General features: G+C 47.6%; 17 protein-coding genes. 15 read left to right on the top strand and 2 right to left on the bottom strand.

Annotation, left to right across the window (positions count from 1 at the left end; translation table 11 throughout):
• The first annotated feature begins 119 nt into the window (after positions 1-119).
• Positions 120-2,036, top strand: a complete 1,917-nt coding sequence (locus tag QMZ64_RS11745) for a di-heme oxidoredictase family protein (RefSeq protein WP_265626852.1) — start codon at positions 120-122, stop codon at positions 2,034-2,036.
• Between the two features lie 375 nt (positions 2,037-2,411).
• On the opposite strand, the gene gltC is transcribed toward QMZ64_RS11745, so the two are convergent.
• A complete protein-coding gene (gene gltC / locus QMZ64_RS11740) occupies positions 2,412-3,314 on the bottom strand; it encodes a glutamate biosynthesis transcriptional regulator GltC (RefSeq protein WP_265626854.1) in 903 nt (300 codons plus the stop codon).
• Positions 3,315-3,462: 148 nt separating this feature from the next.
• On the opposite strand from gltC, the gene gltB reads away from it, so the two are divergent.
• From gltB to QMZ64_RS11700, 8 genes are all read left to right on the top strand, one after another.
• Entirely contained in the window at positions 3,463-8,028 is a 4,566-nt protein-coding gene (gene gltB / locus QMZ64_RS11735) for a glutamate synthase large subunit (protein WP_265626855.1), read from the top strand.
• Between the two features lie 16 nt (positions 8,029-8,044).
• Positions 8,045-9,526, top strand: coding sequence for a glutamate synthase small subunit (gltD, locus tag QMZ64_RS11730; protein WP_243940736.1), 1,482 nt, complete (start codon positions 8,045-8,047; stop codon positions 9,524-9,526).
• Between the two features lie 232 nt (positions 9,527-9,758).
• Positions 9,759-9,959 carry a hypothetical protein gene (locus QMZ64_RS11725; RefSeq protein ID WP_265626856.1) on the top strand — a complete coding sequence of 67 codons (201 nt, stop codon included), beginning with the start codon at positions 9,759-9,761 and terminating at the stop codon, positions 9,957-9,959.
• Between the two features lie 139 nt (positions 9,960-10,098).
• Positions 10,099-11,799 carry a DUF6044 family protein gene (locus QMZ64_RS11720; RefSeq protein WP_301441317.1) on the top strand — a complete coding sequence of 567 codons (1,701 nt, stop codon included), beginning with the start codon at positions 10,099-10,101 and terminating at the stop codon, positions 11,797-11,799.
• A 22-nt stretch (positions 11,800-11,821) separates the two neighbouring features.
• Positions 11,822-12,829, top strand: a complete 1,008-nt coding sequence (locus tag QMZ64_RS11715; RefSeq protein ID WP_265626857.1) for a glycosyltransferase family 2 protein — start codon at positions 11,822-11,824, stop codon at positions 12,827-12,829.
• 64 nt (positions 12,830-12,893) lie between these two features.
• Entirely contained in the window at positions 12,894-14,135 is a 1,242-nt protein-coding gene (locus tag QMZ64_RS11710) for an MFS transporter (RefSeq protein ID WP_483298500.1), read from the top strand.
• A gap of 16 nt (positions 14,136-14,151) precedes the next feature.
• Entirely contained in the window at positions 14,152-15,258 is a 1,107-nt protein-coding gene (locus QMZ64_RS11705; protein WP_265626858.1) for a mandelate racemase/muconate lactonizing enzyme family protein, read from the top strand.
• A 90-nt stretch (positions 15,259-15,348) separates the two neighbouring features.
• Positions 15,349-15,972 carry a YitT family protein gene (locus QMZ64_RS11700; protein WP_145652444.1) on the top strand — a complete coding sequence of 208 codons (624 nt, stop codon included), beginning with the start codon at positions 15,349-15,351 and terminating at the stop codon, positions 15,970-15,972.
• A gap of 18 nt (positions 15,973-15,990) precedes the next feature.
• Here QMZ64_RS11700 and QMZ64_RS11695 read toward each other — a convergent pair whose 3' ends face one another.
• Positions 15,991-16,755 carry a phosphosulfolactate synthase gene (locus QMZ64_RS11695; RefSeq protein WP_265626859.1) on the bottom strand — a complete coding sequence of 255 codons (765 nt, stop codon included), beginning with the start codon at positions 16,753-16,755 and terminating at the stop codon, positions 15,991-15,993.
• A 608-nt stretch (positions 16,756-17,363) separates the two neighbouring features.
• Here QMZ64_RS11695 and QMZ64_RS11690 point away from each other — a divergent pair.
• The 6 genes from QMZ64_RS11690 to proB all read left to right on the top strand — a co-directional run bounded on the left by QMZ64_RS11690 (position 17,364) and on the right by proB (position 22,519).
• The gene (locus tag QMZ64_RS11690) at positions 17,364-18,074 is read left to right on the top strand and encodes a phosphoadenylyl-sulfate reductase (RefSeq protein ID WP_020451712.1); all 711 of its coding nucleotides are present in this window, start codon (positions 17,364-17,366) and stop codon (positions 18,072-18,074) included.
• 14 nt (positions 18,075-18,088) lie between these two features.
• Positions 18,089-19,228, top strand: a complete 1,140-nt coding sequence (locus tag QMZ64_RS11685; protein WP_279599912.1) for a sulfate permease — start codon at positions 18,089-18,091, stop codon at positions 19,226-19,228.
• 85 nt (positions 19,229-19,313) lie between these two features.
• Complete coding sequence (locus QMZ64_RS11680) at positions 19,314-19,439, top strand: hypothetical protein (protein WP_265626860.1); 126 nt, start codon at positions 19,314-19,316, stop codon at positions 19,437-19,439.
• Between the two features lie 51 nt (positions 19,440-19,490).
• Positions 19,491-20,168 carry a DUF421 domain-containing protein gene (locus QMZ64_RS11675; RefSeq protein ID WP_075754373.1) on the top strand — a complete coding sequence of 226 codons (678 nt, stop codon included), beginning with the start codon at positions 19,491-19,493 and terminating at the stop codon, positions 20,166-20,168.
• Positions 20,169-20,507: 339 nt separating this feature from the next.
• Positions 20,508-21,359, top strand: coding sequence for a pyrroline-5-carboxylate reductase (gene proC, locus QMZ64_RS11670; protein ID WP_075754402.1), 852 nt, complete (start codon positions 20,508-20,510; stop codon positions 21,357-21,359).
• Between the two features lie 38 nt (positions 21,360-21,397).
• On the top strand, positions 21,398-22,519 hold the full coding sequence (gene proB, locus QMZ64_RS11665) for a glutamate 5-kinase (protein WP_165427166.1): 1,122 nt from the start codon (positions 21,398-21,400) through the stop codon (positions 22,517-22,519).
• Positions 22,520-22,538 lie beyond the last annotated feature (19 nt).

The following is a 22,538-nucleotide window of genomic DNA, read 5'->3' as shown; positions in this document are numbered from 1 at the left end:
TCCTTTAATCCCATCATATGCATATTTTGGCATGGGACGCCGGAAGTTATAGCTGGTAATAGGTTCTAAATGAATCACGGAAGCACTTGGGAAGCCTATTCAATTAGAAAGGAGGGTCAATGATGAAAAAGCATAAATGGTTAGCCGCATTTGCTATCATCGCAATTTTAGCCGTTATTGGCTATGTAGTGGTCAGACATCTTGAACCGGAATATGCATATATGCCTCCTAAAGAAAAAGTCATCTCAAAGGAAAAACGAGTGCACGGATACGATCTATGGGGAGCATTTACACCGGACAAGCCCGCCTCCGCAGGGGAGGGAGCTGTAAAGGTTGATGACCGCCTGCTCGACTTGGGGCGGGAGACGTTTTATAAGGAAACTTTCGGCAATGAAGTGTTTTTAACAGATATCACCGGACTGCTTGACGGTCCAATTACAGCAGCCAACATGACGAAAGCCATTGCCGGATTGAAAGGGAAAGGGACGACGAACTTGCGCATCGAATTGGCCGAAACCGTTAAGATCGGGGGGAAAACCTTTAAAAAAGGCGAGAAGATCGACACCGGCATTGATGTTGCAAAAGGGGCATACGCACCGCTCGGCATGCCTTTCAAATACGCTGACGGAAAAATCAAAGCCGGCATCAGCTGCGCGGCCTGCCACGCCGCAGTCGATCCGAAAACGATGAAGGTGATGGAAGGCGTGACAAATCCTGATTTAAATACAGGGCTGATGCTGGCGCTGGCGACAAATTCAGCGGCATATTTTACACATGCCGAAATTGATAACATTCAACAATTCATGAATGATAAAAGCACTATGATCACCGCCAGAAACGGCAAAAAAGAACGCCTCCCCGATCCGGACCGCCTCGAAGATGCAGTCGATCGTATCTTCCTGAAGTGGCCGAGAGGTTTTTTCGACTCGACGATCGATATGAAAAGCAATCCCACGCAGATTCCGGATGCTTATACATTGGGCGACCATCCGTACAGCTGGAGCGGCGCTGCAATGGCCGGTCCTTTTAAAGGCTTGACTGTATTCAGTAATAATGTTCATGCGCAAAATTCGGACAGCCTCTCGCAAGCCCCGGCAAGCCGGGCGCTTTTCGGCATGAGCGAAGATGTTTATATCGGGACGATCCTGCAAAGAGCTCCCGCCTCAACATACAGGTATCAGCCGAAAAAAAAGGAAAGTCCGACTGCGTTTTTCAAAAAAGCCGATCCCACTCCCGGAGTACCGGGCGTCAACCAAATGGTCAAGCCGCCAAGCTTTCCTAACATCACATTGGCGGCGCCCGACGGCGTACTTGTGAGCTCACCCGGACGAAAAGTGAATGAAGAAAACAACGCTGTATCCGCCTGGCAAAATACACTTAGACCGCCTGATCCGCGGCAAAAAACTGACAGACAAACCGTCAGGCGCGGCAGGCGCGTTTTTGAACAAGCGGGCTGCATATCCTGCCATGCCGGCCGGTATTTGACGAACAACAAGGTCATCTCGGCTGAAACAATCGGAACCGAGCCGACAAGGGCCCGGTCTTTTAAGAAAACGGAAAACATATTCGGGAAAAGCCTTATACATTCACCTGACACACCGGTGCCTCTGCCGCGCAAGCCAAAGATCCTGAAAGTCCCGACAGCCGGGTTTGACCCCGAACAGATCAAGCTTTCGTGGGCGCAGGGAGATTCCGAAGGCGGGTACAAAGTGCCGAGTCTGATCGGCGTTTACTGGCGCGCTCCTTATTTGCACGACGGAGGGGTTGCTGTGGGAAGCTCATTAAAAGAGACGGGCATACCAAATACGGTCATAAAAGGTAAACAGGCGGACCCTTATAACAGTTTGCTGGCGATGATCGACAGAGACTTAAGACAGCAGGTCGTCACAAGCAATTCGGAATCGCCCGACTTAAAAGCGGTCAGGGTAACCGGCAAAGGTCATGAATTCTGGATCGACGCCAAAAGCGGCTTTTCCGAACAGGAGCAAAAAGCGTTGATTCATTATTTAATCCATACCGATATGCCGAAAAAGTAAGGAATAAAATGAAACGATAAGCCGCCTGAATGGCGGCCTTTTTTTAATCTTCGTCACGGGAGCGGCGATATGATCGTCTTTTCGATCCTTTGTGTGATGCAATATGTCATTCACTTCAGCGGTTTTGACGAGTCCAGGGCCGGTTCCAGGCTGCAGCCAGGCAGGCGAGTCAGTTTTTAGACAGAAAAAACTGGCGTCAGTATGAAAAATCAGCATAAAAAAAGGGGATGAACATACATATATAAGATGCACTTTTTACAATAGAAGAGATGCGGCAGTGAATAAATGTGCAGAAAATTCAGATATCAATAGCTGTTTATGATAAAATGAAAGCAGCCAAGCTTTTGCGCCCGGCTGATTTCGTTGTCATACTGGCTATTGGTATTGCTGAAGGCGAGAAAAAAACTTCTTTACGAACTGATAAAAGACTTTTGCAGAAGGGGAAAGATCCCTGTTTTTAGGGGTAATGATTCCGACTGTGCGCTTTACTTGAGGATAATCAATCGGAATCTTCTTTGTAAAACGGGGAGCCGTTTCATTAAAGGCGCTTTCCGGCAAAAGCGTCACCCCCATATCAGCAGAAACCAGCCCTTTGATCGCATCCAAATCTTCGCCCTCTGAGGAAATTTTAGGCGTATATCCCACTTGCTTGCATGCATCAACAGCCATTTTTCGAAGGATGTATCCGTCTGGAAACAGCACATACTGATCATTTCTGAGATCGCCTAGATGAAGGCTTTTCTGGCCTGATAGCGGATGATTGATCGGCACGAGTGCCAAAAGGCTTTCCGAAAACAAAATGTCCCCTTTAATCTCAGCGATATTTGACGGAACAGGACCGAGAAAAGCCAAATCGATATCCCTGTTTTTCACCGCTTCGATTAAAAATTTATAAGATCCCTGCCTTAAAAGAAAAGCGACATTAGGATGCTCCTCTTTAAAAGCGGAAATAACCGTCGGGAGGAACTGGCCCGCAAGACTTGTCGGGAAACCGATTTTAACGGTCCCGCGATTCGGGTCCAAATACTCATCGATTTGTTCTTTCGCGAAATCGATCGCTTTCATCGCCGTTTTAATATGATCTAAAAACTGTCTGCCGATCGGAGTCAGCTTCACATTGCGGCCTTCGCGCTCGAACAAATCAACACCTAGCTCTTCTTCGAGATTGGCGATCTGCCTGCTGATCGCCGACTGAGCGACGTGAAGGTGCATGGCCGCTTCCGATACGTGCTCCCTTTCTGCAACTTCCATAAAATAATGCAATTGGCGTAATTCCATCGTTGTTTCACCTGCTCATCTCAAAATGAGATAGTTTTAATCTAAATTATATATTGTTTGTATAGATTTGAAAACCTACAATAGGATTAGAGTTTGTAAGATTTTATGACCGGGGACAAACGGGAAAAATGAACGGGGGAGAGGAACAATGACTTATAATCAACTACCAAAGGCACAAGGTCTCTACCGTCCTGAATTTGAACATGATGCATGCGGAATCGGCCTTTACGCTAATTTGAAGGGCCTTCCTACTCATGATATTGTCAAAAAAGGATTGCAAATGCTTTGCCAATTAGACCACCGGGGCGGTCAGGGCAGTGACCCGCATACCGGAGACGGAGCAGGCATCATGATGCAGATTCCGGATGCTTTTTTCAAAAAAGTCTGCGCCGGTTTCAACTTGCCTGAAAAAGGACGCTACGGCGTCGGGATGATCTTCTTTTCTAAGGATGACAGCGGGCGCGAAAAAACCGAAGCGCGCATTAACGAGCTGATCGAACAGGAAGGGCAGACGGTGCTCGGCTGGCGAACTGTACCTGTAAATGTCGGAAAAATCGGAACAGTTGCACAGGCAAGCGCGCCGGTCGTCCGCCAGGTATTCATCGGAGCAAATGAAACGCTGAAAGACAATCTGGCATTCGAACGGAAGTTGTATATCATTCGCAAACAGGCAGAAAATTGGGCAAAAGAACACGAGAAAACGTTCTATTTTGTCAGCCTCTCTAGCAATACCATCGTATATAAAGGACTTTTAACGCCCGAGCAGGTTGATGCTTTCTATGAAGATTTGCAGGACGAGGACTTCGTCTCAGCTTTTGCATTGGTTCACTCCCGTTTCAGCACTAACACGTTTCCGAGCTGGGAAAGGGCGCATCCGAACCGCTATCTGATCCACAACGGGGAAATCAATACGCTGCGCGGCAATATGAACTGGATGAAAGCGAGGGAGCAGCAGTTTGTTTCTGAAGCATTCGGTGAAGACTTGCCGAAGGTTTTGCCGATCCTGGATGAAAACGGAAGCGACTCCTCGATCCTGGATAACGCTTTTGAATTCTTTGTACTGGCTGGAAGGAAGCCGGCCCATGCTGCAATGATGCTGATTCCCGAGCCGTGGAACGAGAACCCGTACATGTCAAAAGAAAAGAAGGCATTTTACGAATATCACAGCTCTTTAATGGAGCCGTGGGACGGCCCGACTGCGATTTCTTTTACAAACGGAAAACAGATCGGAGCCATTTTAGACCGGAACGGGCTCAGACCCGCCCGCTATTATGTCACTAAAGACGACTACCTTATTTTTTCCTCCGAAGTCGGCGTAATTGATGTCGAACAGGAAAATATCTTATATAAAGACCGGCTGGATCCCGGGAAAATGCTTCTTGTTGATCTTGAAGAAGGGCGGATTATCTCTGATGAAGAAGTCAAATCCGAAATCGCCGGAGAGTTTCCGTACCAGGAATGGCTCAGTAAAGAACTGGTTCATGTCTCAAACGATATTGAGGAAACCGAAGAAAAATCTGTGCCTGACCTATTGACCCGCCAAAAAGCATTCGGTTTTACGTACGAAGATATTCACAAATATTTAATTCCTGTCATTACAGAAGGCAAAGATCCGCTCGGTTCAATGGGTCACGATGTCCCGCTGGCGGTGTTGTCAGACCGTCCGCAATCGCTGTTCAACTATTTTAAACAGCTGTTTGCACAAGTTACAAATCCGCCGATTGATGCAATCCGCGAGCAGATCGTCACTTCGACATTGACATGGCTCGGTGCGGAAGGCGATATTCTCCATCCGAACGAAAGCAGCTGCCGCCGGATTAAATTATATACACCGGTCTTGACAAACGCGCAGTTCAATTCTTTAAAAGGACTTGTGCATAAGGATTTCAAAAGCAAAACGATTCATACGCTCTTTACAGACGACTTGAAGAGCGGTCTCGAAGATATGTTTAAAGAAGCGGACAGAGCGATCGCCGAAGGCGTGACTCTCCTTATTTTATCCGACCGCAAAATGGACGGTCAGAAAGCGCCGATTCCTGCGCTGCTAGCCGTCAGTGCCTTGCATCAATATTTAGTCCGCGCGGGAAAACGTACGAAAGTCAGCATTATCGCCCAATCCGGTGAAGCGCGCGAAGTTCACCATTTTGCCGCCCTGATCGGCTACGGAGCGGATGCGATTCATCCGTACCTCACGTATGCGACATACAAGCAGGCGGTCGAAGACGGAGCGCTCTCCATCAGCTATGAAGAAGCCGTTACAAAATACAGCAAAAGCGTGACAGAGGGCGTCGTAAAAGTGATGTCCAAAATGGGTATTTCCACTGTCCAAAGCTACAGAGGCGCACAGATTTTTGAAGCGGTCGGGATCAACAAAGACGTCATAGACAGCTATTTCACAGGAACTGCATCACAGCTCGGCGGAATCGGCCTGGACACGATTGCCGAAGAAGCAAAGCGCCGCCACAGGGAAGCTTATGAAGATACATTCAGCAAAACGCTTGATTCGGGAAGCGATTTTCAATGGAGAAAAGGCGGGGAGCACCACGCTTTTAACCCGAAAACGATTCACACGCTGCAATGGGCATGCCGCAAAGGTGATTACAGCCTGTTTAAACAATATTCGCAAGCAGCTGATGAAGAAAGAATCGGTTTTCTCCGCAATCTCTTCTCGTTTGATGAAAACCGGAAGCCGCTGCCGCTTGAAGAGGTCGAATCCGCTGAATCGATTGTGCGCCGCTTTAAAACAGGGGCGATGTCATTCGGCTCTTTAAGCAAGGAAGCCCATGAAGCGCTGGCGATTGCAATGAACCGTCTCGGCGGAAAAAGCAACAGCGGGGAAGGCGGAGAAGATCCGGCGCGCTTTACCCCAGACGCGAATGGCGATAACCGCCGCAGCGCGATCAAGCAAATTGCTTCAGGACGTTTCGGTGTGAAAAGCCACTATCTCGTCAATGCCGACGAGCTGCAAATTAAGATGGCGCAGGGTGCAAAACCTGGAGAAGGCGGACAGCTCCCTGGCAACAAAGTGTATCCATGGGTTGCAAATGTTCGCGGATCTACGCCTGGGGTCGGCTTGATTTCACCGCCGCCGCACCATGACATCTACTCGATTGAAGATTTGGCACAGTTGATCCATGATTTGAAAAACGCCAACCGCGATGCACGGATCAGTGTAAAGCTTGTCGCTAAAGCCGGGGTCGGCACGATTGCAGCCGGAGTCGCCAAAGCGACCGCCGATGTCATCGTCATCAGCGGCTATGACGGGGGCACTGGAGCATCACCGAAAACAAGTATTAAGCATACCGGCCTCCCATGGGAACTAGGGCTCGCCGAAGCTCATCAAACACTAATGATGAACGGTTTGCGCGAACGCGTCGTATTGGAAACAGACGGCAAATTAATGACCGGCAGAGACGTTGTCATGGCTGCGCTTTTAGGAGCCGAAGAATTCGGTTTTGCCACAGCGCCGCTCGTTGTTCTCGGATGCGTTATGATGAGAGCCTGTCATTTGGATACGTGCCCTGTCGGGGTAGCGACGCAAAACCCTGAGCTGCGCAAAAAGTTCATGGGCGATCCGGATCACATCGTGAATTACATGCTCTTTGTCGCAGAAGAAGTACGCGAATTGATGGCCCGGCTCGGTTTCAGAACAGTTGATGAAATGGTGGGCCGCACGGATGTCCTTCGTGTCAGTGAACGGGCGAAAGCACATTGGAAAGCGGGTCAGCTCGATTTATCAAACCTGCTATATCAGCCGGAAGGCGCACGCACATTCCGTACGCCGCAAAACCATAAAATCGATGAATCGCTCGATCTTACGCAAATTCTACCCGCTGTCCAGTCAGCTGTTGAAAACGGCACGTCTGCGGAAGCATCTTTTGAAATCCGCAACATCAACCGTGTAACAGGAGCCATAACCGGAAGCGAAATTTCTAAGCGCTACGGCGAAGAAGGCCTCCCTGAAGATACGATTACGCTCCGATTCACAGGTTCAGCGGGGCAAAGCTTTGGCGCGTTCGTACCAAAAGGAATGACAATGTATTTGACAGGAGATGCCAATGATTACATCGGCAAAGGTCTTTCAGGCGGAAAAATCGCCGTCAAAGCGCCTGACGAATTCAACCCTGCATTCCGTGAAAATGTTATTGTCGGAAATGTTGCGTTCTACGGTGCCACAAGCGGAGAAGCTTATATTAACGGACTCGCCGGCGAACGGTTTGCCGTCAGAAACAGCGGAGTCAGCGTTGTCGTTGAAGGCATCGGCGACCATGGCTGCGAATACATGACCGGCGGGCGCGTCGCCATTCTCGGCGACGTCGGCAAAAACTTTGCCGCGGGCATGTCAGGCGGAATCGCCTACGTGTACACCGAAGACAAAAAAGCCTTTAAACGAAAATGCAATCCTGAAATGATCGAATTTGAAACACTTGAAGCACCTGAGGAAATCGCCGAACTGAAAACGATGATCGAAAACCATTACAGATATACCGAAAGCTCAAAAGCAGCTTCGATACTTGATCATTGGGAAGAGGCCGTCGGCCGGTTTGTGAAAGTGATTCCGAAAGACTTCAAGCAAATGATAGAGCGGATTAAAGAGCAAAAAGAAGCCGGCTTGTCTGATGAAGAAGCGCTGATGTACGCGTTTGAAGCCGGTACGAAGCAAAAGATTGAACCGTCTGCGGCTGCTTCATCAAAAGAAGCGGTGGCACAGTAAGAAAGGGGAGGGGAAAATGGGCAAAGCAACAGGATTTATGGAATTCAAGCGGGAAAAGCCTGCTGAACGCGATCCTCTCACACGGATAAATGACTGGAACGAATATTCGTCTCCATTTTCTGAGGAAGCATCGAAAAGACAGGGAGCGCGCTGCATGGACTGCGGCACCCCCTTTTGCCAAATCGGCATGGATATAGGAGGTTATACGTCAGGATGTCCGATTCACAATTTAATTCCTGAATGGAACGACCTCGTTTACAAGGGAAGGTGGAAAGAAGCGCTTGACCGCCTTCTGAAGACAAACAACTTCCCTGAATTTACGGGGCGGGTCTGTCCGGCTCCTTGTGAGGGCTCTTGTACAGTGGCGATTTCCGACCCGGCCGTATCCATCAAAGGGATCGAACGGACGATTATTGACAAAGGATTTGAAAACGGATGGATTCAGCCGCGGATTCCGAAAAAACGGAGCGGCAAGAAAATCGCGATCGTCGGCTCAGGGCCTGCCGGTCTGGCAAGCGCCGATCAATTGAATCAAGCGGGGCACTCGGTCACTGTTTATGAGCGCAGCGACCGCCCGGGCGGCCTGTTAATGTACGGTATTCCAAGCATGAAGCTTGAAAAAAGCGTTGTCGAACGCCGCATCAAACTATTGACGCAGGAAGGCATCGACTTTGTCACCAATACGGAAATCGGCAAAGATATTACAGCCGACGAGCTAAAAGAACAGTACGATGCGGTTATCCTTTGCACAGGGGCCCAAAAACAGCGCGATCTCTTGATTGAAGGCCGGGAAGCAAAAGGTGTCCACTTTGCCATGGACTATTTAACAGGCACTATTAAAAGCATGCTCGATTCGAATTTTAAAGATAAACAGTTTATCAATACGAAAAATAAAGATGTCATCGTCATCGGCGGGGGAGACACCGGGGCAGACTGTGTGGCAACGGCCTTGCGCCAAAAAGCGCGAAGCGTCGTCCAGTTCGGCAAACATCCGAAGCTGCCCGATACAAGAACCGCCGAAAATATGTGGCCGGAACTGCCGCATGTCCATTCACTGGACTATGCTTATGAAGAGGCGCAAGCAGCATTCGGCAGCGATCCGAGACAATATTCGATCCAAACGAAAAAGCTTGTCGCAGACAAAAACGGCCATTTGAAAGAACTGCATACGATTCAAATGAAAAAAGTAAAGAATGATCAAGGAAAATTTGAGTTTCACGAAATTCCGGGAACGGAAAAAGTATGGCCTGCTCAATATGTCTTTATCGCCATCGGCTTTGAAGGAACGGAACAGCCGCTGCTTGAGCAATTCGGGGTAAATACGGTGAGAAATAAAGTTGACGCAGCATACGGGGAATATAAAACGAATGTCGATGGAGTCTTCGCAGCAGGGGATGCGAGAAGAGGACAAAGCCTGATCGTTTGGGCGATTCACGAGGGACGCGAAGTCGCCCGTGAAGTTGACAAATATTTAATGGGGAGTTCTGTACTGCCGTAAAACAAAGGGGTATTCACATCATATAAATAAAGCCTGTCCTGCGACCTTCTTTAGGTTGACAGGGCAGGCTGTTTTTTTGTTTGATTCACAGTTTTCACCTGCTGATTCGACTTGCCATATCGTTATTTGTTCGAAGTTATACAAAGGCAATGATAAAAAATTGTGTACGTACTCCATTTCATGGTATATAACATAACCTAAATTATGCAACGCAATAAAGGAGGCTATAACAGTGGAAGAAACTTATCAATATCAAGATGACTGGGCGGATGCGGATAGACAGCAGCCTTATACTTATGGCGGCTATGGCGGCTACCCCTATCCGCGGCCAAGACCGCGCCCTAGACCGAGACCGCCGTTTTATCCGTATCCATTCTTCTATCCGTTCTTTCCTTTTTATCCATACTACCCTTACTACCCGTACCCTTGGTAATGGGTAAAGCGAAGCTGTCTGGTGAAACAGACAGCTTTTTTCATTTTGATGAATTTTTCAAAACGCTTCCACGAATAATAACAGCGATATGATAAAAGCTCTATATTTCCAAAAGAGAACAAAATTGGATGTGGTATTCGTGTCGTTATTCGTCAAAAAGACCAGCAAGGAAAAGCGATATTTGATTTTCGCATTCAGTGTCATTCTTCTCTATGTCCTTCCGCTTTACATATTAAATGAAGACGCTCATATCCGCGTGCATGACAACCTGGATTCCAACATTGCATGGTATAAGGTGCTGGCGGAAAGCGGTCAACTGCTCGGCGGTGTTAAAGCCGTTATTCCGCAAATCATCAACGGACTGCCGCGGGATGCTTACGGAACGGAATGGAGCGGCATTGTCTGGCTTCATGCCCTGTTTCCCTCGATGACCGCATACGCTATAAGCCAAACGATCACGAGGGTGTTTGCCTTTGTCGGGATGTATCTGCTGCTGAAAAGCCATGTGATTCGCGATGAAAAAGCGTATTTCATCAGAATCGCGGTATCGCTTGCTTTTGCCATGACACCTTTTTGGCCTTCGGGAATGCTCAGCACGCTTGGCCATCCTTTCGCTTTATGGGCGTTTTTAAACATCAGGGCAGGAAGAGACTCATGGAAAGAATGGGCGATCCTTGCGCTTTTGCCGCTTTACTCAAGCTTTGTGCTCGGTTTCTTCTTTTTCCTGGCGGCCGTTTCGCTGATTTGGCTTTATGATTTGGTTACAAAGCGGAGCTTTAACCTTCGCTTTCTCGGAAGCATCGCTCTCATGACAGGCATTTTTCTGGCGATAGAATACCGGCTTGTTTATTCGGTTTTCGCTTCAGGCGAAACGATGCATCGGGTTGAATTTATTTCATCCAGGCATGACATCCTTCATTCGTTTCGGCTGTCATTTAAAAATTTCGTGCTCGGCCACAATCATGTCATGACCGTCCATACGGCAGTGATACTGCCTTTGATTGTGCTCACTTTCGGGCTCGTCGTTGCGAGACAACGAAAAAAGCGGCCAAGCGAAGAAAAGCTGTTCATCTTTTTATTCATTTTAAATTATGCGCTTTCTTTATGGTATGCCCTCTGGTTCAACAAGCTATGGGCGCTTCCCAAGGAAAAGATCAGTCTGCTTTCGGCATTCAATTTCGCGCGTTTTCACTTTTTGCGTCCTCTTGTGATATATGCAAGCTTTGCCGTTGCATGCTACATATTGTGGAAAATGGGGAAGCGATGGCGGCAGTTCGTCCATGCCGCGCTGGTCGCCCAGCTGCTCGTGCTTATACCGTTTCATGAAGAGCTGACTTACGGCGCATACCACCACGCCCCGACCTTTCGGGAATTTTATGCATCAGATCAGTTCAAACAGATCAAACGGTTCATCGGCCGTTCTCCCGATTCCTACCGGGTGGCGAGCATCGGCCTGCATCCCGCGATTGCGCAGTATAACGGTTTTTATACACTTGATACGTATGCCAATATTTATCCGCTGAAATACAAGTATCAATTTCGGAAAATCATCGCCAAAGAGCTTGATAAAAATCCGGTCCTGAAGCGCTATTTCGATGAGTGGGGGAGCCGCTGCTACTTGTTTGTTGACGAGCTCGGAAAACATTACGCGTTCAAAAAGAACACGAAGAAAAAAATCACGAACCTCGAATTGAACACTGAAGCGTTCAAAAAAATGGGGGGGCGCTATATTTTTTCTTCGGTTCCGATTATGAATGCAGAACAAAACAAGCTGGCGTTTTTAAAGCGGTTCAGCCACCCGCAGTCCGCTTGGAACATCTATGTATATGAAGCGAAATAAGCATCGATAAGGAGGAAGCAAATTGAATCTTCAACAGCCTTTGCTGACAATCGTCATACCCTGCTATAACGAAGAGGACGTGTTTGCCGAAACCGCAAAACAGCTGACTGCGGTATTGGATGATCTCACAGCAGACAAGCTGATCTCTGCAGAGAGCAAGCTTTTGTTTGTCGATGACGGATCGACGGACCGCACATGGCCGCTGATTGCTATGGAAAGCACAAAAAACCGCTATGTGACAGGCTTGAAGCTGGCCCGTAATTCGGGGCATCAAAAAGCTCTCTTAGCCGGACTCGATAAAGCGAAGCAAAGATCGGATTGCGTTATTTCAATCGATGCCGACCTTCAGGATGACATTTCGGCGATTCGCCGGTTTATCGAAAAATATCATGAAGGCTATGAAATCGTCTACGGAGTACGCCGCAGCCGGAAAACGGATACATGGTTTAAACGAACGACAGCCGCATGGTTCTACCGGATCATGAATAAGCTCGGCATCCAGCTGGTCGATAACCATGCCGACTTTCGGCTTTTGAATAAACGGGCGCTTGAAGAGCTCAGCCGCTATGCAGAAGCAAATGTTTTCCTGCGCGGTCTCGTGCCTTTGATCGGCCTTCGGTCGACCAAAGTTTACTATGACCGTAAAGAGCGGCTGGCTGGAGAAACGAAATACCCGCTGAAAAAAATGCTGTCTTTCGCTTTTCACGGGATTACGTCATTCAGTGTCGCTCCGATTCGTTTTTTTACCCTGATTGGCTTCTTCTTATTTTTCCTAAGCTGTATCGCAGGTATATATGCCATGATTCAAAAGCTGCTCGGCTACACGAATGCAGGCTGGGCTTCGTTGATCATTTCGATATGGTTTTTGGGCGGTTTGCAATTGATGGGGATCGGCATTATCGGCGAATATATCGGAACGATTTTCACCGAAGTGAAAAGAAGGCCGAGGTATGCGGTGGATATCGATTTGTATACGGAACGGCTCGGCCGGCGCGAACCTGAAAAACGGCCCGGAACGAAGCTCAGTTAATGACGGGCCAAACGGATTACCTAACTTTACAGTTCATTATGAATAAGGAAGGATGTACAAACTTATGGCAGAAAAACAAACCTCTGGCATGACGGTTGTCGCTATCGGGTCGATCCCATTGATCATGACGTTGGGAAATTCGATGCTGATTCCGATTTTGCCGAAGATGAAATCTGAACTTAATTTGTTGCAATTTCAAGTCAGCCTTGTCATTACCGTGTTTTCGATCACTGCAGCGCTCTTTATTCCGCTGCTGGGTTACTTGGCGGACCGCTTCTCAAGGAAAGTGGTGATTATTCCGTGCTTGTTCCTTTACGGGGCCGGCGGGATTCTTGCAGGATTTGCATCGACGACCTTTGCGAACGCCTTCCCGTGGGTGCTTTTCGGGAGAGGACTGCAGGGGCTTGGGGCAGCCGGTACAGCGCCGATCGCAATGGCGCTGACAGGAGACCTTTTTAAAGGGTCTGAAGAAAGCCGGGTGCTCGGTCTCGTTGAAGCCTCGAACGGCTTCGGAAAAGTGCTGTCTCCGATTTTAGGATCATTGATTGCATTGATCGCTTGGTTTTGGGTGTTTTTTGCATTTCCGGCTTTCTGTATTGCACCGATCATTTTGACTTGGATTTTTATCAAAGAAAAAGACAAGAAAAAAGAGCCGCCGCCTCTCGGAAAATATGTGAAAGGGCTGACAAGCGTTTTTAAACATGAGGGCAGATGGCTTTTCACCGCATATCTCGCAGGAGCCGTCTGTTTGTTTACTCTGTTTGGCATCCTCTTTTACTTATCTGATGTTTTGGAAAAAGAATTTCATACAGACGGCGTAAAGAAAGGTCTGATCTTGGCGATCCCTCTGCTTGTGATGTGTACAACATCATATATAACAGGCAGTAAAATTGGACAAAACCAGCGGCTGATGAAAAAAATGATGGTCATCGGTCTTGCTCTGATTACGATTTCCTACGGCACACTGTCTTTTTTCTCCGCGCTCATTCCTTTTATTTCGATCCTTGTCATCAGCAGCATCGGTACAGGCTTTGTTCTGCCGTGTGTCAACAGCTTCATAACCGGGGCTGTCGGAAAAGAGAGGCGCGGCTTTGTGACCTCGCTGTACGGATCGGTCAGATTTTTAGGCGTCGCGATCGGTCCGCCGATTTTCGGGAGGTTGATGGAATGGTCGAAACTCGGCATGTTTATGTCGATTGCTGGCCTGACTTTAGTCGTCGGTGTGCTGGTGCTGACGATGATTCACGTCAAAAAGGAAGACACCAAAAAAGGGGAGAAAGGGCTGCAGCCTGCTGACGCAAGATAGAAGGGGAGGTAAAAACATGCGCATAGAAAAGGTTGACACATTTCCGCTGTTCCACAAGCTTTCCTCTCCTTACGGCGATGCGAACGGATTGAAAAGCTACAGAACGTGCTACCTGATTCGGATCACGACAGCTTCAGGCCTGTCGGGATGGGGGGAATGCGCGGATTGGCTGCCTGCATTGGATGCGGGCTTTAAAAAACGGATTATTCCTTACTTAATTGGAAAAGAAGCGGGCAATCGCACGGAGCTTGTCACCGTCATCAAAAAGTGGCATCAACGGGCCGCCGCTGCTGTAAGCATGGCTTTAACGGACATCACGGCGAAAAAAGCAGGCCTTTCAGTATGTGAATTATGGGGAGGAAAACTGAGGGAGCAGATCCCGGTCTATGCGTCATTCCAATCGTATTCAGACAGGCCCGATTGGAGCCGCCATTCCCTCCGGCTCGTCGAAAAAGCCGTGCGGTCCGGATTTAAAACCGTCAAGCTGAAAGCGGGAGGCAAGGTGTTTTCCGAAGATTTGGCGCATATTCAGGCGTTCCAGGAGATGGCAGGGCAAAACACCGGACTGATCCTCGATGCAAACCAGAGTTACGACCAGGCCGCCGCACGGAAGTGGGAAACGTGGTTTTCCGCCTGGGGCAACGTGCTTTGGTTTGAAGAGCCCATGCCGTTTGACGTCCCCGCTGAATACCGGATGCTGCGTTCAGCGCTTTCTGTTCCGGTTGCCGGAGGAGAAAATGTAAAAGGCGCAAAACCGTTTTTGCCGATTTTTTTGGAGAACGCAATCGATATTGCTCAGCCCGATGTTATGCACTGTAACGGCACAGACGATTTTCAAACCGTTCTGCAACTTGCCAGGCATTTCGGAAAAAGGGTTTCTCCCCACAGCTATGACGGCGGACTTTCAAGAATGTACGCCGTTTTCGGACAAGCCTGTCTGCCGCCTTGGACCAAAATGGACGGAGAAGATATCGAACCGCTCGAATGGGATGCGATGGAGAATCCGTTCACACAACTCGTGCCCGTCAGCATAAAAAACGGCTGCATTCAAGTCCCGGACAAAATCGAAATCGATACAGAGCTCGTAGAAGCGTATGGATGGGACGGCTCGTCTTACATGTGATAGCGCCAACTCGAAAAAATGTGATATTTTTCATTTCCCCTTACATATAGTAGGAAGAGGACAAGTTTCTTTAAAGGGGATTATATCCGTATGGGAAGAAAGCTCAAAATCGTACATGCTATCGTGTTGGGCAGCGTGTTACAGGGTCTCGGCATGGCGCTGTTTTTGTTTCCGAACCATATTCCTTCAGGAGGCGCAGCCGGCATCGCTGTTTTGCTCAATTTTTGGTTTCAGGTTCCGCACGGATTAACCGTCTGGGCTGTCAACTTTTCGCTGCTTTTGACGGCCGTTAAATGGCTTGAACCCGTGACGGTCTTCGGGACGATGGGGGCGATTACCATGACGTCCGTTTCGGTGCAGATCTTCGAATCCTGCATGCCCTTCATGACGACGAACAATATCTGGCTGGATTTATTTTACGGATCCGTCCTTTTGGGGACGGGGGTTGGACTGCTATATAAATACAATATTTCGAACGGCGGTTTTGGCGCACTGGCTTTAATGATATCGATTTACCGCGGCGGAAAACCGGGAACTGCGCTGTTTATGATGAACGCATTCATCTTCCTTTTGACGGCGTCTGTCATCGCCTGGGGAATCGTTATCCAAGCTCTAATCTGCCAGTGGATTTCGACGAGGATCATCGATGCGATTTATCAGATTCGCTTCCGTCCGTTATTGATGCCTATCGCCAGTCTCCGCAATAAAAAATAGGCCGCTCTTCAAACGACCCTAATCATATAAATAAAATGTATCTGATCGAAGTCCCAGTCTCAGCGTTTCAAGCGGAATGGCATCCTGAAACGGTATATTAGCCAAATTGGCGTCAGGACCGATTTTTTCAATGAAACACGTCTGCAGCTGTTTCGTCGGCGCTTCAAAAATTAAATCCCTTGAAGCGATGCCGGAATGAAGAATCTCCTCAATAAGCTGGGACCGCATTTCTCCATCGCTTTTGCACAGCCCGCTCGTGCCGCTTTCCCTCGTTTCCGTGATCACTTTCTCGGCCCCGGCTTCAAGATCTTCGAGGATGTAATCGATCCATTCGGATGACTCCAGCTCACTGCTGAGGGCGCTGTCTTTGCTGCCGACTTCGCTGAACACGTGAAACTCTTTCGAAAAATCGGAAATAAAGCTTGCTTTATCTTTATTAGAGAGACGGACCGTTCCGTTTGATATTTCCACATAACGACATCCATATAATTTGCAGTAGCGATAGTAATCTTCAATTTTATCCTGGCTTAAAAACTTCTCAAACAATGTTCCGCCAAAAAAGAATTGAACGTCATTTTGCTTCAGACAATCGATTTTCTCAACCAAATATTTCGTAATTAAAGACGTTCCCCATCCAAATTTCACAAAATCTATATAATCTGCCGCTCCGTGAATCGTATCTTTAAAAAAGTTCAAGGGAACCCCGTTATCAATCAGGATGGTGATCCCTTTCAATCTTGGTTTAAGCTGCCTGTCGGGCAGTATCAGTTCAGAAGAAATCATTGATTACCCCTCACAATCTGCTGTATCTTTCATCCTTTTAGGTAAATGTCTGTCGGCCATTATTCAGCTGTCACAATAAGAATTCACCTTTTCCTGTTTATCGTTTCTCCCATTCATGTGTTGCCGTTCGGCAAGGAGTGATCTTCGTCCACCTCCCCATTAGGCAGCATGTTAGCCTCTCATCGCCTGGCTTGCTTCTCAACTAGGTATCTATCCATTTTGTGAAGTCAAAGTAAGTATATTCGCCGTCCTTTCATATGGTTCCTCACCAGTTCTTCACAATGAAAACTGACGTAAAAAGAAGGACCGCGACAGATTCGCGAAGCCCTTACTTCACATTAGAAAATATATCAGTATATCAAATCCGGATCTCTCACCGTCCGTTTTTATTTTTAGTGTCGCAAGACAGATGTAAGGATTGACTGATATGAATCGGTTATTTCAATTTGGCGCGCCGGGTCTTTCAGATATTCACAAAATTGCTGAAATCATAACAATTTCCAGATCACATTTCGTTTGAAAAGTGAATAATCTGCCTATATGTTCTTTCAGTTCATGTTTCGTATCAGGGGGTAAGAAAACCTTTAGGACGTATTGGGGGAAAATCGATGAACGATGTTTTAACGTATCACACATGGAATGAAAAAGCTTCTGAAGAGGTGATGGATACCTTCAGCGGCGAGATGGACGTTTTGAAATGGGCGTACAGCACATATCAAAAAATCGTTTATGCCTGCAGTTTCGGCGCGGAAGGAATCGTTTTGATCGACTTGATTTCAAAAGTTGTGAAAGAAGCGGACATCGTGTTTTTAGATACAGGACTGCATTTTCCGGAAACATATGAACTTATCAATGAAGTGAAAGATCGCTATCCGGGTCTGTCGATTCGCTTTTTAAAACCCGGCCTCTCGCTTGAAGAGCAGGAAAAACGCTATGGCAGCGAACTTTGGAAACGCCATCCGGACCATTGCTGCCGCCTTCGCAAAATCGAGCCGCTCAGAGAGCATCTGTCAGGGATGGAGGCATGGATGACCGGGCTGAGGCGGGAGCAGTCGGAAACACGGAAACATGTCCGTTATATCAACAAAGACGACAATTTTAAACTGATTAAAATCTGCCCCCTTATTCACTGGACATGGGAAGATGTCTGGACTTACATTAAGCTGAATCAGCTGACGTATCACAAACTTCATGATCAAGATTATCCGAGCATCGGCTGTGAGGTGTGTACGTCTCCCGTGGCAGACGGCGGCAATTTAAGAGCGGGAAGGTGGGCCCGTCAGGAAAAAACAGAATGCGGGCTGCATCAATTCCGGTAGGAGCTGGGTAAAAGATGACGATTACCATTTTGGCATTCATTATCGCTTTGTTTTTTGCCATGAACATAGGAGCGAGCGGAGCAGCAGCTTCAATGGGAATAGCGTATGGCGCAGGCGCCGTCCGGAAAAGGCAGGCGGCCTTGTGGATCAGCGGAATCGGTGTATTTCTAGGCGCCATGATAGGCGGAGGAGAGGTTGTGAAAACAATCGGTTCAGGCATTATCCCCGCGTCTATTCTCAATGTGCATATTGTCGTGATTATCCTCGGAGCATCTGCGATTTCGCTGTTTATTGCAAACATCGCGGGGATTCCCCTTTCAACCAGCGAGGTGACGGTCGGCTCGATTGTCGGGGTCGGCGTCGCGTTTCAAGCGGTATTTACCGATAAGCTGTTGGTGATCGTCATGTATTGGCTGATCATTCCGATTGCCGCTTTTTTTCTCGCTTTTTTCATTGGACAAATGCTGAAAAAAGCCGAGAAGAGGCTGCGGTGGCTCAAACAGCAAAAATGGGCGCGGCTGCTCACCGCACTAGTGATTTTAACCGGGTTTTTAGAAGCCTTTTCGGCGGGAATGAACAATGTCGCCAATTCCGTCGGACCTCTCGTTGGAGCAGGCCTCTTGTCAGTCAGCAGCGGAACGTTTCTTGGGGGGCTGTTCGTAGCTATCGGAGCCATTTGCCTTGGAAGCAGAGTCATTGAGACGAATGGAAAAAAAATCACCGAGTTTTCGCTTTTGCAAGGGTCATGTGTTTCCGGACTCGGTGCGTCCCTGGTCATCGGCGCTTCGCTATTCGGCATTCCCGTGCCGCAAACCCAGATTACGACTTGCAGCATCATCGGGATTGGCCTTTCTGAAAAGGGAAGGGCAATTTTTCGTAAAAGCGTGATTTTGAAGTTAATGAAAGTATGGGTTGTTTCACCGGTTTTTTCACTTGTCATTTCGTATAGTCTCGTGAAAATCTTTCTCGATTTTGATTTATATTCAGTGGCAGTTGTTTTATGTGTTTTTCTTGCCACTCTTGGATCTGTAAGCCTTATGAAACATGCCAGGCAGAAACAATCAGATGTCCGAAGAAACAGGGATCATATAAAGTCGATCGTTGGAGGAAGAGGGCGTAAAAGAGAGCCTGCCGCATGGAGGGACTTTAGTTAACCGGGCCGCCTGTTTAGGATGATCGGGACTAAGCGTTCCCGAACTGCCCGGAATCAGCCGGATTGAAAAAAGGCGGCCGTTCAGCTTGATCTGGTTGATCCAAGAAGAGTTTGGCACGACGCCGCTATTTTTTGAAGAATACAATGGATGGGCAGAAGGCGCGGCGCAGCAGATGATCCTATTTCTCAGGAAAAGTATTCCTCTGGTTTAAACTGCATCCCGATTGTTAACAATGAAGAGAGAGATTCGGGAGGGAACCTTGATGGAATATGTACACTTGGTAGTCGAACTGACGATAGGGTTTGCAGCTTTATTTCTGATGACGAAAATTCTGGGAAAAACCCAATTTGCCCAAATTACGCCGTTTGATTTTATTTCCGCTTTAATATTGGGGGAGATGGTTGGAAACGCGATTTTCGATCAGGATGTCACCATCTGGAAAGTCCTTTTCGCCATCCTCGTTTGGGCCATTCTAATCTATTCAATAGAAGTATTATCACAAAAAGTGCAAAACATCAGAGGTTTTCTCGAGGGCAGGCCAAGCATTGTGATCAATAAAGGAAAAATCGATTACAGCGCCCTCAAAAAAAATAAATTGGACCTGAACCAGCTGCAGACATTGGCACGTGAAAAAGGCTGTTTTTCCTTAAACGAGATCCAATATGCCATCCTTGAAACAGACGGTTCGATCAGCGTCCTCCCAAAACATAAATACGGGATGCCGACAAAAGAAGACTTAAACATCCCTTACAAACCGGTTCAGCTCCCGGTGCCGGTAATCCTCGACGGCGAGCTTGAAAAGAACAATCTGCATGAAGCCGGCTTTGATGAGCTTTGGCTGCAAAATCAATTATCAAGTCAAGGCATTACACAGTATCAAGAGGTGCTTTATGCGGAATGGCGCGGCGATGAAGGGCAGCTTTACGTTACAACATATTGATATTGGCAAGCGCGGGTTCGACAAGCTTCGAGCCCGCCCTTTTCTATTTGCGCTCACACGGCTAAAGGATCATACTTTTTTACCGGTCCGAAAGGCTGTCAATCTCTAAAAAATTCCGTTAAATCATTCAAACGGCCTTCAAATGGAGGAAAGACAAACGACAAAAAGTGCAATTGAAGCTGAAAAATCTGCTTTCAGCCTTCTTTTTTCTTCAAAAATCTCCATTTTTCACATGACCTGCGCCGTCCAATCAAAACACGCAAACTTGACATAAATATCTAAAGTGTTAATATACTAACCGTGTTCGAAAAATACGAACAGAAATGCGAACAAAGGGAGATGTTAAAGATCTTTAATCAAAAAAACGTAGCTTTTATAGGGGCAGGATCAATGGCAGAGGGAATGATCTCAGGCATCGTTCAATCCAAAAAACTGCCTGCTTCGCAAATCTATGTTACAAACCACACGAACCACCGGCGTTTAGAAGAACTCCAGCAGAAATATGGAATACGAGGCGTCAGAAAAGAAGAACTTGACTATCAGAACATCGATTGCTTCATCTTGGCGATGAAGCCGAAAGATGCAGAGAGTGCTCTTATTTCAATGAAACCGCATATTCAACCCCATCAGCTTATCGTGTCAGTTTTAGCTGGCATATCAATTTCATTTATTGAAAACGAGCTGCACGACATGCAGCCTGTCATCCGAATCATGCCTAACACCTCAAGTGCAATCGGCGCATCTGCAACCGCCATGGCCGAAGGCAGCCATGTAACAGCCGATCTGTCAAAAACCGCGAAACAACTGCTTCAATGCATGGGAGAAGTCTATTCCATCGAAGAAAGCAAAATGGACATTTTCACCGGCATTGCCGGCAGCGGGCCTGCTTACTTTTATTATTTAATGGAGCACATCGAAAAAGCGGGAGCCGAGGCTGGATTAAGCCAAAAACTAACGAGGGAAATCGGCGCGCAGACATTGTTAGGCGCCGCCAAAATGCTGTTGGAAAGCTCTGAAGATACAGCTGTTCTCAAAGACAACATCACTTCCCCTAACGGTACGACTGCCGCCGGTTTAAAGGCCTTGGAGGAAAGCGGCGGAGGCGAAGCGATCGAACAGGCGGTCAAACAAGCCGCAAAACGATCCAAAACCATCAGTCTCGAACTTGAACAATTAGTCGCAGCAAAGTAAGCACCCGTAACGAAGAAAAATACTACAGGAGTGATAAAATGACCTCTAATCAACAGAGGGTAGTTGTCAAAGTGGGAAGCAGTTCTTTAACAAGTCTTCACGGCGAAATCAGCAGCAAAAAGCTCGAAAAGCTCGTTGAGCAGATCGTCCGCCTCAAAGATGAAGGGCACGAAGTCCTCCTCGTTTCCTCTGGCGCTGTGGCGGCCGGATACCGGAAACTTGGCTTCATCAACAGGCCGGATACATTGCCTGAAAAACAAGCATCAGCATCTGTCGGCCAGGGCTTACTAATCGAAGCGTATTCCAAGCTCTTTTTATCCCATGGCTATATCGCTTCACAAATATTAATCACAAAAAGCGATTTTTCAGATGAAAAACGGTACAACAATGTGAGAAATACGATGAATGTGCTGCTGAAACGCGGCATTATTCCGATCATCAACGAAAATGACACAGTTACCGTCAACCGGCTCAAATTCGGAGACAATGACACGCTTTCTGCTAAAGTGGCGGGTCTGATCGACGCCGACCTGCTGACCATCCTCTCTGATATAGACGGCCTTTATGACGCGAATCCGCGAAAAACGCCTGACGCCGCACTCGTCCGGGAAGTAAATGAAATCACGCCGGAGATAGAAGCTTCAGCAGGGGATGCCGGAAGCGAAGTCGGAACAGGCGGCATGAAGTCCAAACTGGACGCTTTTAAAATGACAATGGCTTCAGGCATTAAAGGATTTTTAGGGCGTGCAGACACCTCCGGTCTGTTGCAAGAAGCAATCAGCGGGACTGCGAGGGGAACGTATTTTATTCCGAATGACGATTCACACACGCTCAACCATAAAAAGCAATGGATAGCATTTAACTCTGGACCTGAAGGAGACATCATCGTCCACAACGAAAGCAAAGAGTTTATTATCGACCGTAAAAAAAGCCTGTATCCTTCTAGTATTTACGAAATTAACGGCCGTTTCAGCAACGGTTCCGTCGTTCGAATCCTTGATCAGGAAGGAGAGGAAATCGGCCTCGGCGTCGTCAACTTTTCCTCATCCCAGCTTCGTAAATGGAAGAAGGATACGAATCAGGAAACAGCCGCTTCCTCACAGGCTGTCGTTGACAGAGAAGCGTTTGTCTGTCATTTAGAGCTATCTGTTCCGCTTTAAAAAACAAATCAAAGGAGGA

This window comes from Bacillus sp. LB7 (assembly GCF_030449715.1).
In the GTDB taxonomy this organism is placed as follows: domain Bacteria; phylum Bacillota; class Bacilli; order Bacillales; family Bacillaceae; genus Bacillus; species Bacillus paralicheniformis.
The sequence above is the reverse complement of the archived record's forward strand: the minus strand, read 5'-3'. Positions and strand labels throughout refer to the sequence as shown.